A 15,422-nucleotide genomic window follows, 5' to 3' on the forward strand; every position below is an offset into this window, starting at 1 on the left:
GCGCATGACCGCCGCCTGGGACGACGACTTCCTCGCAAGTCTCGTCGCCGCCTGAAATCCTTCACCCGATTCCCCTGCGCTGCCTGCTCTCGGCAGGCGTGGATTGCTGCGCCCTCGCCAATAATCATGTCCTCGATTGGGGGGCCCGACGGGTTGCTCGACACGCTCGAGCGCCTGAACATAAAGTCGGCCGGCGCTGGCCGCAGCCGCGCCGAGGCTTGGACGCCGGCGGTCTTCGATATTCCTGGCAAAGGACGCGTCCTCTTCTATTCCCGCGCTTCCATCACGAGCGGCGCGCCGCGCGGCTGAGCTGCAAAGCCCGACGCGGCGGGGATCGCTTTGCTGCCGAGCTCGACAGAAAGGAGCGTCTCTCTGCTCGTCGACGAACTCTCACGCGACCGGCGCGAGAACGACGTCGTCGTTCTCTCCCTGCATTGGGGGCCGAACTGGGGTTACGATGTCTCGGAGGACGACAGGCGCTTCGCTCACCGGCTGATCGACGAGGCGCAGATATCATCCTGCACTGTCATTCCTCTCACCATCCAAAAGGAATAGAGGTCTATCACAATCGCCTGGTCCTCTATGGCTGCGGTGATTTCTTGAACGATTACGAAGGAATTGCTGGCTACGAGGAATTCCGCGGCGATCTGTCGCTGATGTATTTTGTAGAAGTCGAGCCGACGAGTGGCGATCCGATCGCGCTCGAGATGACGCCTTTGCGAATTAGCCGCTTTCGACCGACACGGCCGTCGAGCCTCGACACGGAATGGCTACGACGCACGCTCGACAGGGAGTGCCGAAAATTAGGAGGCGCAACGATCGAGTTCGGAGCAAGCGGAAGACTCGCGCTCGCCTGGAACGACGAACATGTTCGAGGCGTCGCCCCGAGCACATGCTCCGCGACTTCGCTTTGACTTCGTCGCAGGCCTTTCTATTTGTGCCGGGATGAACGGCCCACCCAGATCGCGCCATGGCAAGAAGCGAGGACGCTCATGTTGGCGGAGTTGAGAAGCGATCAGGCGCAGCTCATCGCGCTCTTGGCGAAAACTGCGCGTCTTCAGCGAGACAAGTTCCTCGGCAATGCCGCGGAAGAAGATTTGAATGAAATCGAGCCCAGCAGCCGTGGCGAACATAACCCGACCGCGTCGCTCGGCTTCGACCCGTTGGACTCCGATTCCGAGCAGATAAAGTCTCTGCGAGCGACGATCGATGAGCTGACGCCGACTGCCCGCGCCGAATTATACGCGCTGATGCGGATCGGCCAGGGACATCTCGCCGCCGAAGACTGGACCAGAGGCTTTTCCGACGCGGCTCTGCTGGATGAGTCGACGATCACTGCTACGCTCTTGGACGATCCGGACCTGCACGATCATCTGATCAAGGGCCCGTACGAGACCGGGACGGCGTGACGAGCCAAGATCGAGATTTGAAGATCTGCGTCGGGAGGCCGACATGGAAAGCGCAACGTTTCGTCGATGGCTGGCCGAACGCGGCTGCACTTTCGACGCCGGGAAGGACACGGTCAAAGCCCATGGCCATGCCTATGTCACCGTGCGTCTGGGCGATCGCCGGGCGACGCTGCCGGACATCGGCACCAACAAGGGGTCATCGCAGAATCTTCCCAAAATCCTACGCTAAGCCGCGTCGAGTAGCTCGGACCGTGGGTTTCGGAGGGGTCGGAAAGCATTCAGTAGCGGCTCGGTAGGCCAAACATAGTCCCCGTTGAAGGTGATGTGCTCCCAGCCGAGCGGCGCGATATGAGCGAGCAAGTCGTCGCGGACCCGTTCTCCGCCGGAGCGCAGTTCTGCAACGGCGTGGCTGAGGTAGACCGTGTTCCAAAGGATGACGGCCGAGACGACGAGATTGAGACCAGATGCTCGATAGCGTTGATTTTCGAAGGTCCGGTCGCGGATTTCGCCAAGGCGATGGAAAAATACAGCCCTAGCGAGGGCGTTGCGCGCCTCCCCCCTTGTTGAGGCCTGCGTTTGTCCGCCGCCTCAGAGATGGATCGCTGATCCAGTCGAGGGTGAAGAGGGTGCGTTCGAGGCGACCTATTTCCCGAAGGGTCTTCGCCAGCGCATTCTGTTTGGGGTAAGCGGCGAGCCTACGCATCAGGATCGACGGCGCGACAGTTCCTGCTTTGATCGACGCCGCAAAACGCAGCGTTTCGTTCCAGTTTTCACCGATCAAGCGGAAGTCGATCGCACCGCCGATCATCGGATCGAGAGACGCATAGTTCGCGCGCGCGTCCGCGACATACAGGCGACGATCGGCAAGATCACGAATGCGTGGCGCGAATCTAAACCCCGTGAGATGGCACAGACCAAATACGTGATCGACGGCGCCCGCCGTGTCGGTATAGTGCTCGCGGATCTCCTGTGAGCATTCGTGGTGAAGCAAACCGTCCAGAATATGTGCGGCCTCGCTGGCGTTCGCCGCGATGACCTTGGTGTGGAACGGCGCATAGCGATCGGAGATATGAGTATAAAACTTGACGCCCGGCTCCGAGCCATATTTGGCGTTGTAATCGGCGCGGGCTTCGCCATGCCCGCCCGCCTTGAAAAATTGTCCATCCGACGATGACGTGCCGCCGTCGCCCCAGACCCTTGTGAACGGCTGCGCGTGTATCGCTTCTGTCAGGCACGCTAGCGCCGCCTGATATGTTTCGTCGCGAACATGCCATTCCGCGATCCAGAGCAATTTCGTATGGCTGAATATCTTGGAGCTGGCCGCCATTCTGGCGAGGCCGAGATTGGTGGCGTCGGCGAGCAACGCCGTCATCAGCCCTATGCTTTCGTCGGCCGGCGCGCCGGTGCGAAGATGGCCGAAGCGCTCGGCGAATCCCGTCCAACTGTTGACTTCGGCGAGAAGCTCAGTGATGCGCAGCCGAGGCAACATCCCGTAGAGCTTGCGCGCGACATCGTTTATTTCATCGTTCTCGTCTTTGCGAATGGGGCTGATCGACAACCCCTCTGCTGTGATCGCAGCTTCGACAAGCTTACCTGCGGACGCGAGCGTATCGATTTCATTGAGCCGCGATTCGAGCAAGGCCGTTCGCTCGGTACGCCAGTCGTCGAAGCGATCCGTGACCGCAAGTCCCAATTCGCCTTCCTGTCGCCGAGCGACAAAGGCCTCCGGCGGCAAAAGGAAATCGCCGAAGGCGCGGAATGCGCGGCTCCCTTCGACCCAAATATCTCCGGACCGCAAACTGTCGCGTAGTGGCATCATCACAGCGACCTCGTAAGCCCGACGGTCGAAGGTCGAGCCCTTTCCAACGAGCTTGCGCCATGTCGATTTCAGAAACGCCGTCGGCGGGCGTTGAGGGAGTCGCGTCGGCGGCGCCGCATACAGTCCGCGCAAAGAATCGAGCGCGTCGAGCAGCGAGTCGTTTGGCTTCCATGAGCGGAATACGAATGTGTTGAGCAGGACCGGAATCATCCGGCGCACCGCTGGGTATCTTTCGACTATCTCGATCAGATTGTCGTCGCGCGTGTTGGTAACGACAACTTCGATCTCCGCGACAAGCGCTTTCAATCGCTCCCAGCCGAGCGAACGTTCGACGGTCACGACTTGGTCCTCTCCAGATGCTTTCGCCGCCAACATGGCTTTCGCCATGTGGAGAAGCGCGCGAGCCGACGCATCGAGAGCTTTCGCTCGATGTACGAGATTTTCTCTGTAGACGCGATCCGCGCGGCGGAACACGCCGCCGAGCATCTTGTCGAACATGACGACCGCCGCGTCCGTGAGGATCGCTTCCATCTCCCGGGCGAACACGACCAGAGTCGCCAGTCGGCGGGGTGTATCGAACCGCGAAAGGTGCTGGGCGCTGAGAATAGCCGTTTCCTTGGCGATGGCCCTATAACGCGCGCGATGAATCCGTTGCTCTCGATCTGGCCCGACGCCCAGGCTTCGTACAAATTGCAGGCGCTCGACGATTCCAACGAGGTTCTTTTGGGCCGGCGCTTCAGGCCAATCGCGCAACCAGGCGAGTGGCGTGCGATCTCTGCCGTCGCTGACAGCGATCAATGCCTCCAATTCGGAGATCGTCCGCTGCTCAATTCCCTCGATGAGATTCTTGTGGGTTTGCTTTCGAGCGCGCGCGAGAGCCGCCAGACCGATGCGTTTCCAAAATTGTCGGCGCCGGCAACAAAATGCCCCGGGTTCTCAAAGCCTCGATCATGGCTGCAACGATCGCGTCGCCGCGATCCGTGCCCATCGCCTCTTCTGTCGCAATTTTCGCGACATATCGATAATCGTCGCGGTTGAAGGGGCGAACGCGCAAATACGACTGTATTTCGCCGAGATGCTCCCAGCGCGTTTCCTCTCGACGGGCATACTCGTTAAAGGCGCCAAGCGCGATGCTGAGTTGACCGGCAATAAATGACAGGATAGCGGCGGGCGGAATTTCATCGATGCCGAGCACGCGACCAGGAAAGCGCTGGTAGGCGAGATGTACCGCAAAACCGAGCCGATTGGCGTCACGCCGCCGTCGACGGATCAGCGCCAGACAGTCGGGCGAAAGCGTATAGTGCCGGACAATTGTTGCGGGATCGTTGGGAGGATCGAACAGCTCCGCACGGGCTTGCGGCGAAAGGATTTCATGCTTCTTCATCACCGGCTTCCCTGGTGCGCAATCGGCCGTTCGCGCAGCAGTCCGGCTTTTCCTTATATCTCAATGCCTTAATATCTGCGCAACTCCATCGGCAAGATACCAGTAAACCTGCGTCAGCGCCTTAGCGTAGGATTTTGGGAAGATTCTGCGATGACCCTGATAGACGATGATGATGATGATGATGATGATGACGACGTTCCAATCCACGCCTCCGCGCGAGAGGCGAACGCCGTCGTCGAAGTGGACGGCGCGGAGCGGCTGCGCGTGCCGCTGCATAAGCTCGGCTCCATCGCGTCGTTCGGTCGCGTGACCATCTCTTCTGGCCTGATGGCGGCAGCGGTGGAGGTGGGAATCGCTATCACGCATTTCTCCGACAATGGCCGCTTTCTCGCTCGCGTCGAAGGGCCGGTCTCGGGCAATGTGCTGTTACGCCGCGATCAGTTCCGCGCCTTCCGGAACCTCGACCCCAAACATTTCCTGCAGCGCAACGCCTTGCGCGCAAAGCTGCACTTCGACCGCATAATCGGAAAAGCTCCGCGGCGGACCGTCCGAGCCGGGCGCGCGGGAAATCTTCACGCGCTCGAGCAACTTGGCGGCCGAGGCGTTGCCGAGATCGCTCTCATGCTCGAAGACGACGAGCCGGCGAGCGGTCATCTCGCCCCGCGCCGCCGAGCGGTCGTGGTCGAACATCTCGTCGAGCGCGGCGTCTCCCTTTCGCCAGAAGAGCGCCTTGAAATAGGCCTCGATCGCCGGCGGATCGAGCAGCGAGCCTTCGAGCTCTCCGCGTTCCAGCCTGCGCCAGACCTCCTTGGTCGCCGACCAGCGCTTTTGCATTTCGGGATGGCCGTTCCCCTCTTCCGTTTCGAACACCAGAACGCGGCTCTCCGACGCCGCTCGCCGGCCCTCGCGATTGCAACGTCCGGCCGCTTGCGCGATCTGGTCGAGCCCGGCCTCGGCGCGCAGCACGAGGGGGAAGGAAATATCGACGCCCGCCTCGATCAGCGACGTCGAGATCACCCGCGCCGGCCGACCGTTCGCCAAATAGCGCCTGATCCTGTCGCGAGATCAGCTCGGCCAGCGCCACGTCGTCTTGGCTGCCGATCGATTCGATCTCCACACGTTTCAGAATCTGAAACAGCGGCCTCTCGTCGGCGATGATCGGCCGAACGTCACGGAGGCCGCCGACGAAGGACCTCTCCCGCTCATCGGGCCGCTCCAGCAAGGCCGGCTGGGTCGCGGTCGACAGCACGATGGTGGTTCGGTAATTGCGCGCCAGCTCGTCGAGCGCCAGCACGATGGGACGGAGCACGGGCAGCGGCAGGGTCTGCGCTTCGTCCAGAATGACCACCGCTCGCGCGATATTGTGCAGCTTGCGGCATCGCGAATTCTTGTTGTGGAACAGGCTCTCGAAGAATTGCGCCGCTGTCGTCACCACGATCGGCGCATCCCAATTCTCTTGCGCCAATTTCAGCTTGTCGCGCATTTCCGGCGCGTCGCCCTCGCGGCGGATTTTGGTGTCGTCGAAGGCGCCGTGATGCTCCAGCACGGCACCCTCGAGCTCGCCGAGCGCCTCGCGGTAGACATCGGCCGTCTGCTCCACCACCGAGGTGAACGGAATCACCACGATGACCCGGTCGAGATTTTCCGCAACCGCATGATCGAGCGCAAAGGCGAGCGAGACCAGCGTCTTGCCGCCTCCGGTCGGCACGGCGAGAGTGAAAATACCCTGGCCGGTCTGCGCGCTGGCGCGGGCCGAGGCGAGGATCGCGGCGCGGGCGTCGTTCAATGGCCCCGGCCGCTCACGACGCGCCCATTCGCTTTTTGCCGCCAGAAAGTCGTCGAGCCTTCCCTTCAGATCCGCGAGCGTAATATCGACGACGGCTCGCGGGGCTTTGGTAACGAACTCCTCAGTGGCGATGAAATCCGCGTCCACCAGCGCCGAGAACGTCATGCGGGTAAAGAACGCGAGGCAAAACGCGGCGCTCGCCTTCTCGTCGTCGCCGCAGGCTTCCTTACGCAGTCTGACCGGCGGCGCGCTCGGCGGCGGCGGGCATGTCAGCCCTGCGGCGGACCAGAGGCCTTTCTGCCGTTCCAGATCTCCCATGCAGTTTTGTAGCCGCTCGTCGAGCGGCGTGATGTCGACGGCCGCCTCGCCGTCCCGCGTTCCATCCATCAAGCCGGTGTGGTGCCCGGCAATGATGGGAGCGAGAATGCCGCCGATAGCGACGCCATAACGCTCCCGCGCCAAAGCCGCGCCTGGCCCGGCATGATCGAAAGGCGCCTTGGACCCTCTCAATCGCGCCTGGAACCTCGGATCGATCTTGCCGAAGTCGTGCAGCCAGCCGGCCCTCAGGCCATAGTCCGCCGCGCCGAACTTGCCCGCCTTGGCTCCCGCCAACTTCTCGACCTGTTTCAAATGATCTCGAAGCGGCTCCCAGGTCGACTCGTCCTTGCTGTCGCTCGAATGGGCATAGATCGCCATCCTGACCGGCTCTTTCGTTCGATATCGGAGCATTCCCGAACTTTGGTGACGCCATTTTTCGGAAGCTTTGGCGTTTGACCAAGCTAAAGGCGCCAGTGAGCTCGTTATCATCGAAACCAAAGGGCTAACGCTAATGACCACGATTTTCAAATTTTGCCCGAAAAACCCGATACCCCGATAGAGGCCACCAGCGACGTCAGAAAGTTTTCGCCTCGCAGCGGTCCAGCACCACAACGGCGATTCGCAAGTATCCTTCGCTCGACCTCTCATCATTGGTCATCGGCGCGATCCTCCGGATTATCGCCATATCCGAGCGCGAGGTCGAGCGCGGCCTCGCTTGCCGCCGGCTGCAACAGTCCTTCCTCCTCCGGCCGTTCGAGATCGGGCAGCTCGCGCAGGCTGACGAGGCCGAAGGCTTCGAGAAACTTCCGCGTCGTCACATAGGCGAAAGGCGCGCCGGGTTCCGGCGCGCGCAGCGCGCCGTCGACGAGGCCGAGCCGCTTCAGCCGAGCAATCACGTCGCGGCTGACCTCCTTGCCGGCGAGCCGCGAAATCTCCGCGCGCGTCGCCGGTTGCAAATAGGCGACAGCGGCGAGCGCCGCCATTTCGGCCGGCGTCAAGTCCGGCGCGCCGGCGGCGCGCGCTTCGCCATGGTTCGCCGCGCGGATCGCCGCGGCGTAGTGAGGCCGTGTGCGCATCTGCCAGCCGCCGGCGACGAACACGAGCGCGTAGGGCCGCGTGCGCAGCTCGGCGGAAATATCCTCGATCAGCGCGTCGAGATTGCAGCGCGCCCCGACAAGCACGGCCAGCGTCTCGCGCGGCACGGGCTCGCGCGCGGCGAAGATCGCCGCCTCGACGCGGCCCATCCATTCGCGCCAGCGCAGCGGCTCGGGCAGCTCGGCGAGTTCGGGATCGAAGGGCGCGCTCGCTTCGGGTTTTTTCGGTCGTCCCATCGCGCCACTCTAGAGGCCGTAGAGCCGGAAACTGCTCCGGCCCGTGAGCTCGCGCGCGGCGCGCGCCGCGGAGACGGCGTCCTCGTCGAGCAGCAAGGCAATGACACGCTTCGCGCCGCGGGCGCGCAGTCGCGGCGCGACGCTCTGCAGCGTCTCGGCGCGGCGGGCCAGCTCGGCGGCGAGGGCGAGCGCCTTGGACGCCGCGAGCGCGACGGCGCCGGCGGAACGCCTCCGCCCAATCGGGATCGCTGGGCCGCGGCCGCCGCCCCTGCGAACCCCGCCGCAGCGCCGGATCGACGACGCCGATCATCGCCAGCGGCAGCGGCGCGTCCCAGTTCAGCCGCTCGGCGAGCACGATATCGGCCGCCCAAAGGGCGAGGAGATCGCCGCCGCCGCGGCCGCCGGGCGCCGCTGTCGCGATACTTTCAGCGGTCTGCGCCGCGGCGGCGAGCGGATGCGCGACGTTGACGAAAAGCGACGCGGCGACTGCGCCCCAATTGGCGGGCAGCTCCAGTCGCGCGGCGGCGGCGGCGAGCGTCGCGCCGTCGAGCGCGGGACGTCGGGCGCAGTCGCGCCACAGCGCGAGCAGGCGCCCGCCCGGCGCGAGTCGCGCCCATCCTGGAAAGACGATGTCGGCCAAAGTGTTAGACGACTCGGTCGACGCCGCTGGTGTGGCCCGGCGCGCCGATCGACGCGCGGGTTTTTCCGTGGCGACAGCGGTCGCATCGGCCGGGATGAGCGGGTCGGAGTCGTATCGGCGCATGGCGGAATCGTAACCGATGGCGGCGCTTTGTCACGCGCTTTCGCGGCAAAACCGCCGCGCTTGTCGGGCCTATTCCATGTCCGATAATCTGCGCTTATCGGACATGAGGCCGAGGCCGCGGTTTTCCGGGCGTATCATTCGCATTTCATGGCTAGACAGCCCCCGAAGATCGAATTCAGGCGTCGGATTTTCGTGCTTCGCCGCTCGGCCGCCCTCGCGGCCCATTCGGGGACGGCCGCCACCGAGACGCGCAACATCAAAGAGATGAATTTCCCGGCGGCTGCGTCGCCGGGTGGGGGGAAGTCGATCCGCCCGTCGAATGCGAAAAAGCTCACTGGCGGAGAATAAAGAGTCGCTTTGCTGAGACCGAGTCTCATGAAATCCGATTCGCCTTCACGCGCAATTCATTGAAATACCGGCCTTTCATGGCTGCGTCGGGTCGTTCACACAGCGGCTCCACGTGGTCTCGCCATTTCCGATTCGATTTGGCATAAGTCATTGACATTGAATTCGGCCGGAACACGCGGCCCAGACCGCGTCTCGAGGTTCGGCACAGATCGGGCGTCTTCCGTTTCCGAAAGCCGCCGGTAGCGCGCTCTTCGTGTCAGGCGGCCGACTTGCGCGGGCGCCCTCCCCGCTTCCCGTTTTCGCGTGCGGCCGAGGCCTTGCTCGGCGATCGGGACTTGCCACCCTTACGGCCCATCAGGCCCGCCATCCAGCTCGCCGACCCCAGAACGCCGTCGAGCAACGCGGGAATATACAGATCCGCATCGAGTTTCGGGAAATGAACGCCGAGCCCGGCCGGGGTGATTTCGATCTCGTCGAGATCTTCGGCCTTCGCATGCTCGAGGCCTTCGACTTGCCGGGGCGCAAAACCGATCTCGATTCCCGTCGTGAGGCGGATCACCACGCGGTTGCGCCCGGCGTCGTAATGCGCGCTTTCGGCGCGGGGCCCCTTCAGTCGCGCCTCGCCGCGCGCCGTCGCCGCGTCGAATTGCTGCTTGGTCAACTCAGCCATGAATCCGTCTCCATGCCTCCAGCAGATCGTCTCTATGTTCGGCGACCAGCCGCAAAGTCTGCCGGGCGTCATGTTCGCTGCATCCGATCGCCTCCCGCAGCTCCAGACGAACGACGTCAATGACGACCTCCCACCCAGGTCCTATGACGTGAACATGAGCGGGCGGGTGGTCGTTGGGATAGATGACGATCCTGAGACCGCCGAGGCGCAGGATCGTCGGCATACGGAAAAATAACCCAATCTTTTCGGTTTGTCACTGAGGCCGAGCCGGGCCGAGAGCCTGGACGACGGCAGAGACCCCGATAAGTTGGGCTTTTCGTCGCGCGGGCGAAATTCGGGCCCTCCGCTTTTCGTGCTCGAGGCCCTGGCGGATCGGCCGACGAATTGCCGCTTCGACTGGTCGGCCGCCGACGCGAAACTGTTCCGGCCGTCGCGAGGCGTCGCGCGCGGGGTCCGTGGACAGGCCCGAGCGCCGGCCTCATGGTTGCGCCGACGGCGCGAATCATCCGCACGGAAGCGCCTTCGATACGCAACGACGATCCGCGGCCCAGGGACAGGCGCATGACCGACCCAGAAGCTCTTCCCGCAGCGAGCGACGCGTCGCCTGCGGTCGACGAGCGAAGCATCGACCCTCACCTCGCGGCGCTCGGCGAGACGGCCAAGGATTACGCGCGCAACGCCCGCGCCGAGAACACGCGCCGCGCCTATGAGTCCGACTGGCGACAGTTCTCGTCCTGGCTTCGGCGCCAGGGACTCCCCGCCGAGCCCCCGGATCCGCAGATCGTCGGCCTCTATCTCGTCGCATGCGCGAACGGAAAGAAAGGAGGAGCGAGCGCCGTCTCGGTCGCCACGCTGGAACGCCGCCTTTCCGGAATTTGCTGGCGGTATCGCCAGCTCGGCGAGCCGCTGGACACCAGCGATCGTCACATCTCGACCGTGCTGGCCGGCATCCGCCGCGCCCATGGGCGCCCGCCCGTGCAGAAGGAAGCGATCTTCGCCGACAATCTGCGCGCGATGCTCGCCGTGCTCGACAACGATCTGCGCGGCCTGCGCGACAAGGCCATTCTCGCCATCGGCTTCGCCGGCGGCCTGCGCCGCTCGGAGATCGTCGGCCTCGACTGCGGCCCGGACCAGACCGAGGACGGAACCGGCTGGATCGAGATTTTCGATCGAACCGAGACGTCGGGCGCAACGAACGAGAGCGGCCTGCTGCTGACCATCAAAGGCAAGACCGGCTGGCGTGAAGTCGAGATGGGACCGATAAATTAACTGGGTTTCATGCCACGTTTAGCAATGGCGGCGTCGGCTCGAACATCCATGTCAAGTGATGGCGATGCGTCGGCTTCGGAGGTTGCCAAGCCAATCGCTCGCGCAAGTCGCCGTTGAGAACGGCCGCGCGAACTTGCAATAAGCGATGAGCGCCTCTGAGTGTCCATTGCATCTGCTGCTTCTTCACCATTCTCCGGGAAACAAGGGAATCGACAGCGGACTCAGCGAGCGAGGAAGCAATCCGTCGGCCCGATCGGTAGCGTGCGCCGTAATCGATGATCGCGTCTCGATTTGAGCGAATGTAGGTGAGCAAAGGCTGTGCAAGATCGAGGAGGCGCTTGGCTGACGCCTCCGCATGACTGCTTTGGATAGCCGAAACAGCCATGATCATTTCAAGACGATCGATGGCTCGATCAGTTTGTCCATGCCACAGCTTCCACTTCACCGAGCGAATGTCGTCGCCGATCGAGATCGCTTGGCCACTTCGAGTTGCGCTCGTTCGAACGATATGGTCAGCCATTTGCTGTAGCGGCTGGATCTTCATGGCGATGTGGAACCAATCGAGGATGTGCGCCGTCGGCTTCGGTAACGCCTTTGGTAGGCGTTTCATGATCTCAGCCCCGTCGGAAATTACCGTCACTTCGCCGCGGCCGACGTAGCCCTCATGTTGGAGCGCCTGAAGTGTCCGAGAGCGCAATTCACGCTTTGACGTGTCCGCCGTCGCGAAATAGTGGCCGGGTGGCGAGCCTCGCCGGCCGCGGCCGCAGCGCGCGACAGCAATCTCGAAGATCCGGGCGTTTTCTGACCTGCTGCAGCGTACATGCGCCGTATCGATGCTCACCACGAACTCTCGCTCCGGATCGTTCGGCAGATCGAGTTCGGCCTGCTTGTGCTCGGACGACGACGGCGGTTCGAACCACGCACGATCGCGCGCCTTCTCATCGAGCCGTTCCCCCAATTTCATCGTGCGGTGACGCAGGGTCATGAACGATTCAGTGGACGGGATCGGAAGGAATTCCGCCAGCACGTCCGCCGCCTTTCGATAGGGCATGAGGCTACCCATGCGAGCCGACAATTCCATCAGTTCCGGCGTCGCTTGGTCAGGGCAAATATCGCGCAAAACGGCCGAAGCGTCACAAAAGTAGGGAAGGCAGCGTCGACAATTCATAATGCGCGGATTGCTGACTTCCACGCGGCCATAGACCGTTCGGATCTTGCGTTTACCGTAGTCCTTGATACGCCGGAACGTCCTACAATCGGTACAATACCGGCTCGTCAGCACGTAGGCCTCACATTGCTGTTTAACAACAAGCTGCTGCAGATACCCCATGATCGTTTTGCCATCCTCGATCGTAAGCCCGATCTCCCCGTTCGACAATCGGCCGATGTCTTTTTCGATCACCATCTCGGCGGCGTCGCGCCCGCCGAATTCATCCATGCCCTCGATCGTGATCTTCCAACGCATCGCCGTCCTCCCTTGGAGCCGGCCTTTCCTGCATCGGAAATCGTTAACGGTCAGCGCAACCCAGTTAATTTAACGGTCTCAGGATTTCTGTGATTGCCTTGCGCAGCGTTTCCTTGTCGGCGCTGTCGGAGGGCGCCAAGCCGGCGCAGCACGAGCGCCTGTTCGAGCGTAACGTGCAAGCCGGCGGCCCGCCATTGCGCGACGCCGACGTCGCCGCTCTGCTCGCGTCCGGCTACGACGATGACGACAAGCTGCTGAGCTTCGTGACGCGCAAGGGCGACGCGCTCGCCTATACCTACGACACGCTCGACCGGCGGATCACCAAATCCGGCCCCGGCCTGCCGACCGTGACCTACGCCTATGATCTCGCCGGCCGTCTGATCGCGGCGAACGACAACAGCGCCGCCATCGCGGCGCCCCAGGCGACGCCGAGCTCTATCGCGAGCTGGAGCTATGACGCCGCCGACCGCCTCACCGGCTTCGTCTACGGCCCGAGCGTCGCACAGGCGGCGCCGGCGGCGGCGAGCGTCGTCTTCGGCCATGTCTATGACGCCACCAATCGGCGCATCGCGCAGAGCGTCGGCGACAATGGCTGGATCGCCTATCCGACCGCCGCCTCGCAGACGGCCTATGTCGCCAATGCGGTCAACCAATATACGACCGTCGGCCCGGCGACGCCGAGCTATGACGGCAACGGCAATCTGACCTTCGACGGCGCGGTCGCCTATGGCTATGACGCCGAGAGCCGGCTGACGAGCGCCTCCGCCACGGGCTTTTCCGCCGCTTACGCCTATGACGCGCGCGGGGTGCGGAAGTCGAAGAGCGTCAACGGATTCGCCACCGTCACGGTGAGCGACGAGAGCGGCCGGCCGCTGCTGGACTATGACGGGTCGAGCGGGGCGGTTCGCCATGGATGGCGCAGGCGGGCGGCGCGGCCGGCGTGGTTGCGCTTCTCGATCCCGCAGGGGCGCGGCGGACGCTGATCGCGGACATTCAGGGCTCGGTGATCGCGAGCCTCGACGCGGGCTCCGGCGCGCTGACGAAGCAAAGCTATGCGCCATATGGGCAGACCACGGGCGCGTTCCCGTTCGGCTACACGGGCCGGCGGACCGACGCGGAGACGGGGCTGACCAACAATCACGCCTGGCTCTATCACCCCGTATTCGGCCGTTTCGTCCAGAACGATCCGATCGGCTACGCGGGCGGCTACAATCTCTACGCCTATGTCGGGAATGACCCACTAAACTTCACCGATCCCGACGGGCTGGTGAAGGACTATGTTCAGAACAGTTGGCAGGCCCTCAGCGGGGGCGTCCGCAATTTTGCGACGACCGCCGTCAGCGATCCGGGCGACGCCTTGCGACAGGTCGCCGGCGCGTTGCCGGGCATTGCGCCTCCGTTGCAGGAATTGGGGGTTCTCTCCCAGGCGGCGTCGAAGGTCGTTAGCGCCGCAGAAGGGGGATTGACCGCCGCGGAGCAGCTTGCAGCCAATCGAGCTACGGGCGCTGCGTTTGAGCAAGCTGTCGGAGCGAACCTGGAACAGCGCGGGCTGAACGTCGGCCAGCAAATTACTATGGACCCAGAGCGGTGTAAGGACCCGTTTGGATTTTCTCACTGCAGACCCGTTGACAGGTCAGATTGGTTGTATTGAATGCAAGGCGTCTCCGACCGCACCTTTAACCCCAAATCAAACGCTGGCCTTCCCTGAGATCGGCCAAAGCGGCGGCACGATCGTTGGAGCGGGTAAGCCTGGTTTCCCAGGTGGAATGCAGATACCCCCTACCGCTGTGCAAATTTTGCGAGGACCCTGATCATGTCGGTCGATCAGCCGGATACAATCGATTTCGCTACTATCGACAAGGCCACGGGCGATCTATGGCTCACGATCAGCGATCATCTGCCTTGGGATGAGAATGAAGGGAACCATCTCGCCCTTCTGCAGAGCAAACTCAATGCGTACTTGCGTTTTATCGAAAGTGGGGAGGTACTCAAAAAAGTGCCCGGTGCTGAAGGGCGCAGCATTGTCATAAATCTCGTAGGGAAATTTCCGCTGAGTCAAAAGGCTGACTCCTTTTTCGGGAAGGCGCGCGATGCGATAGAGGGCGCTGGCTTTCGTTTACAGTTCAGCCTCGTGCGTCCCAATTGAGCCGGCTTCACCGACGCCAAGGGCCACCGCCTATAAGCCGGACGGCTTCGATCGGGTGCGCGTGATCGCCTATGCGGACGGCGCGTCCACTACAGCCGGCTATGACAATGACGATAATCTGCTGAGCTTCGTGACGCGCAGAGGCGACACGCTCGCCTATGCCTACGACACGCTCAACCGGCGGATCACCAAATCCGGCCCCGGCCTGCCGACCGCGACCTACGCCTATGATCTCGCCGGCCGTCTGATCGCGGCGAACGACAACAGCGCCGCCATCGCGACGCCCCAGGCGACGCCGAGCTATGTCGCGAGCTGGAGCTATGACGCGGCCGACCGCCCCACCGGCTTCGTCTACGGCCCGGGCGTCGCACAGGCGGCGCCGGCGGCGGCGAGCGTCGTCTTCGGCCATGTCTATGACGCCACCAACCGGCGCATCGCGCAGAGCGTCAGCGACAATGGCTGGATCGCCTATCCGACCGCCGCCTCGCAAACGGCCTATGCCGCCAATGCGGTCAACCAATATACGATCGTCGGCCCGGCGACGCCGAGCTATGACGGCAACGGCAATCTGACCTTCGACGGCGCGGTCGCCTATGGCTATGACGCCGAGAGCCGGCTGACGAGCGCCTCCGCCACGGGCTTTTCCGCCGCTTACGCCTATGACGCGCGCGGGGTGCGGAAGTCGAAGAGCGTCAACGGATTCGCCACCGTCAC

16 protein-coding genes and 6 pseudogenes are annotated in these 15,422 nt (G+C 63.2%); 10 read left to right on the plus strand and 12 right to left on the minus strand.

All coding sequences use genetic code 11. The features are described from left to right. Nucleotides 1-339: 339 nt before the first annotated feature. The 4 genes and pseudogenes from Mspo_RS18490 to Mspo_RS18505 all read left to right on the plus strand — a co-directional run. A pseudogene (locus tag Mspo_RS18490) lies at nt 340-548 on the plus strand (CapA family protein); the annotation flags it as partial. Nucleotides 549-599: 51 nt separating this feature from the next. Beyond that, the gene (locus Mspo_RS18495) at nt 600-914 is read left to right on the plus strand and encodes a hypothetical protein (protein ID WP_201281755.1); all 315 of its coding nucleotides are present in this window, start codon (nt 600-602) and stop codon (nt 912-914) included. Between the two features lie 78 nt (nt 915-992). Then, nucleotides 993-1,409, plus strand: a complete 417-nt coding sequence (locus Mspo_RS18500; protein WP_159732561.1) for a DUF3775 domain-containing protein — start codon at nt 993-995, stop codon at nt 1,407-1,409. A 43-nt stretch (nt 1,410-1,452) separates the two neighbouring features. Next, a complete protein-coding gene (locus tag Mspo_RS18505) occupies nt 1,453-1,638 on the plus strand; it encodes an addiction module toxin, HicA family (RefSeq protein WP_159732564.1) in 186 nt (61 codons plus the stop codon). On the opposite strand, the gene Mspo_RS19660 is transcribed toward Mspo_RS18505, so the two are convergent. Genes Mspo_RS19660 through Mspo_RS20025 form a run of 4 tightly spaced genes read right to left on the minus strand, consistent with a single transcriptional unit; the run spans nt 1,635 to nt 4,888 of the window. After that, nucleotides 1,635-1,913 carry a Tn3 family transposase gene (locus tag Mspo_RS19660; protein ID WP_368854817.1) on the minus strand — a complete coding sequence of 93 codons (279 nt, stop codon included), beginning with the start codon at nt 1,911-1,913 and terminating at the stop codon, nt 1,635-1,637. The genes Mspo_RS18505 and Mspo_RS19660 overlap by 4 nt on opposite strands. 28 nt (nt 1,914-1,941) lie before the next feature. Further along, entirely contained in the window at nt 1,942-4,119 is a 2,178-nt protein-coding gene (locus tag Mspo_RS18510; protein WP_201281754.1) for a Tn3 family transposase, read from the minus strand. Continuing rightward, nucleotides 4,055-4,612, minus strand: coding sequence for a DUF4158 domain-containing protein (locus tag Mspo_RS19665; protein ID WP_201281752.1), 558 nt, complete (start codon nt 4,610-4,612; stop codon nt 4,055-4,057). The genes Mspo_RS18510 and Mspo_RS19665 overlap by 65 nt, the downstream gene beginning before the upstream one ends. A 60-nt stretch (nt 4,613-4,672) precedes the next feature. Continuing rightward, entirely contained in the window at nt 4,673-4,888 is a 216-nt protein-coding gene (locus Mspo_RS20025) for a hypothetical protein (RefSeq protein WP_244613544.1), read from the minus strand. Between Mspo_RS20025 and Mspo_RS20335 the strand changes: the two are divergent. Then, nucleotides 4,877-5,065 (plus strand): annotated as a pseudogene (locus tag Mspo_RS20335) (CRISPR-associated endonuclease Cas1); the annotation flags it as partial. The gene Mspo_RS20025 and the pseudogene Mspo_RS20335 overlap by 12 nt on opposite strands. Here the strand turns inward: Mspo_RS20335 and Mspo_RS20225 are convergent. From Mspo_RS20225 to Mspo_RS20355, 7 genes and pseudogenes are all read right to left on the minus strand, one after another. After that, nucleotides 5,039-5,446 (minus strand): type I CRISPR-associated protein Cas7, encoded by a 408-nt coding sequence (locus Mspo_RS20225; protein WP_368854816.1) that lies wholly within the window; start codon nt 5,444-5,446, stop codon nt 5,039-5,041. The pseudogene Mspo_RS20335 and the gene Mspo_RS20225 overlap by 27 nt on opposite strands. Nucleotides 5,447-5,897: 451 nt before the next feature. Then, nucleotides 5,898-7,367: pseudogene (locus tag Mspo_RS20340) on the minus strand (CRISPR-associated endonuclease Cas3''); the annotation flags it as partial. Continuing rightward, complete coding sequence (locus tag Mspo_RS18525; protein WP_159732570.1) at nt 7,364-8,047, minus strand: SMC-Scp complex subunit ScpB; 684 nt, start codon at nt 8,045-8,047, stop codon at nt 7,364-7,366. The gene Mspo_RS18525 and the pseudogene Mspo_RS20340, both read right to left, overlap by 4 nt. A gap of 9 nt (nt 8,048-8,056) precedes the next feature. Continuing rightward, nucleotides 8,057-8,341, minus strand: coding sequence for a DUF1403 family protein (locus Mspo_RS20345; protein ID WP_159732593.1), 285 nt, complete (start codon nt 8,339-8,341; stop codon nt 8,057-8,059). Further along, nucleotides 8,271-8,810, minus strand: a pseudogene (locus Mspo_RS20350) (DUF1403 family protein); the annotation flags it as partial. The pseudogene Mspo_RS20350 and the gene Mspo_RS20345, both read right to left, overlap by 71 nt. A gap of 604 nt (nt 8,811-9,414) precedes the next feature. Then, entirely contained in the window at nt 9,415-9,828 is a 414-nt protein-coding gene (locus tag Mspo_RS18540; RefSeq protein ID WP_159732573.1) for a DUF2442 domain-containing protein, read from the minus strand. Continuing rightward, nucleotides 9,821-10,051 (minus strand): DUF4160 domain-containing protein, encoded by a 231-nt coding sequence (locus Mspo_RS20355; protein WP_159732576.1) that lies wholly within the window; start codon nt 10,049-10,051, stop codon nt 9,821-9,823. Before Mspo_RS20355 ends, Mspo_RS18540 begins: the two co-directional genes overlap by 8 nt. A gap of 338 nt (nt 10,052-10,389) precedes the next feature. Between Mspo_RS20355 and Mspo_RS18550 the strand changes: the two are divergent. After that, nucleotides 10,390-11,085: pseudogene (locus tag Mspo_RS18550) on the plus strand (integrase); the annotation flags it as partial. A 19-nt stretch (nt 11,086-11,104) separates the two neighbouring features. Here Mspo_RS18550 and Mspo_RS18555 read toward each other — a convergent pair. Further along, on the minus strand, nt 11,105-12,562 hold the full coding sequence (locus Mspo_RS18555; protein ID WP_244613547.1) for an ISKra4 family transposase: 1,458 nt from the start codon (nt 12,560-12,562) through the stop codon (nt 11,105-11,107). 98 nt (nt 12,563-12,660) lie between these two features. On the opposite strand from Mspo_RS18555, the gene Mspo_RS18560 reads away from it, so the two are divergent. From Mspo_RS18560 to Mspo_RS18575, 4 genes and pseudogenes are all read left to right on the plus strand, one after another. Then, nucleotides 12,661-13,545 (plus strand): hypothetical protein, encoded by an 885-nt coding sequence (locus Mspo_RS18560; RefSeq protein ID WP_159732579.1) that lies wholly within the window; start codon nt 12,661-12,663, stop codon nt 13,543-13,545. Beyond that, on the plus strand, nt 13,503-14,213 hold the full coding sequence (locus Mspo_RS18565; protein ID WP_201281753.1) for an RHS repeat-associated core domain-containing protein: 711 nt from the start codon (nt 13,503-13,505) through the stop codon (nt 14,211-14,213). Before Mspo_RS18560 ends, Mspo_RS18565 begins: the two co-directional genes overlap by 43 nt. 162 nt (nt 14,214-14,375) lie before the next feature. Beyond that, entirely contained in the window at nt 14,376-14,708 is a 333-nt protein-coding gene (locus Mspo_RS18570; RefSeq protein ID WP_159732584.1) for a DUF6572 domain-containing protein, read from the plus strand. A 61-nt stretch (nt 14,709-14,769) separates the two neighbouring features. Continuing rightward, nucleotides 14,770-15,422, plus strand: a pseudogene (locus tag Mspo_RS18575) (hypothetical protein); the annotation flags it as partial.

This window comes from Methylosinus sp. Ce-a6 (assembly GCF_009811655.1).
Classification (GTDB): Bacteria; Pseudomonadota; Alphaproteobacteria; order Rhizobiales; family Beijerinckiaceae; genus Methylosinus.

Excerpts from the sequence above, each read along its gene's own strand:
- Mspo_RS18500 (WP_159732561.1), top strand. The coding sequence starts at position 993 with ATGTTGGCGGAGTTGAGAAGCGATCAGGCGCAGCTCATCGCGCTCTTG.
- Mspo_RS18505 (WP_159732564.1), top strand. The coding sequence starts at position 1,453 with ATGGAAAGCGCAACGTTTCGTCGATGGCTGGCCGAACGCGGCTGCACT.
- Mspo_RS19665 (WP_201281752.1), bottom strand. The coding sequence starts at position 4,612 with ATGAAGAAGCATGAAATCCTTTCGCCGCAAGCCCGTGCGGAGCTGTTC.
- Mspo_RS20025 (WP_244613544.1), bottom strand. The coding sequence starts at position 4,888 with ATGCAGCGGCACGCGCAGCCGCTCCGCGCCGTCCACTTCGACGACGGC.
- Mspo_RS20225 (WP_368854816.1), bottom strand. The coding sequence starts at position 5,446 with ATGCAAAAGCGCTGGTCGGCGACCAAGGAGGTCTGGCGCAGGCTGGAA.
- Mspo_RS18525 (WP_159732570.1), bottom strand. The coding sequence starts at position 8,047 with ATGGGACGACCGAAAAAACCCGAAGCGAGCGCGCCCTTCGATCCCGAA.
- Mspo_RS18540 (WP_159732573.1), bottom strand. The coding sequence starts at position 9,828 with ATGGCTGAGTTGACCAAGCAGCAATTCGACGCGGCGACGGCGCGCGGC.
- Mspo_RS20355 (WP_159732576.1), bottom strand. The coding sequence starts at position 10,051 with ATGCCGACGATCCTGCGCCTCGGCGGTCTCAGGATCGTCATCTATCCC.
- Mspo_RS18555 (WP_244613547.1), bottom strand. The coding sequence starts at position 12,562 with ATGCGTTGGAAGATCACGATCGAGGGCATGGATGAATTCGGCGGGCGC.
- Mspo_RS18570 (WP_159732584.1), top strand. The coding sequence starts at position 14,376 with ATGTCGGTCGATCAGCCGGATACAATCGATTTCGCTACTATCGACAAG.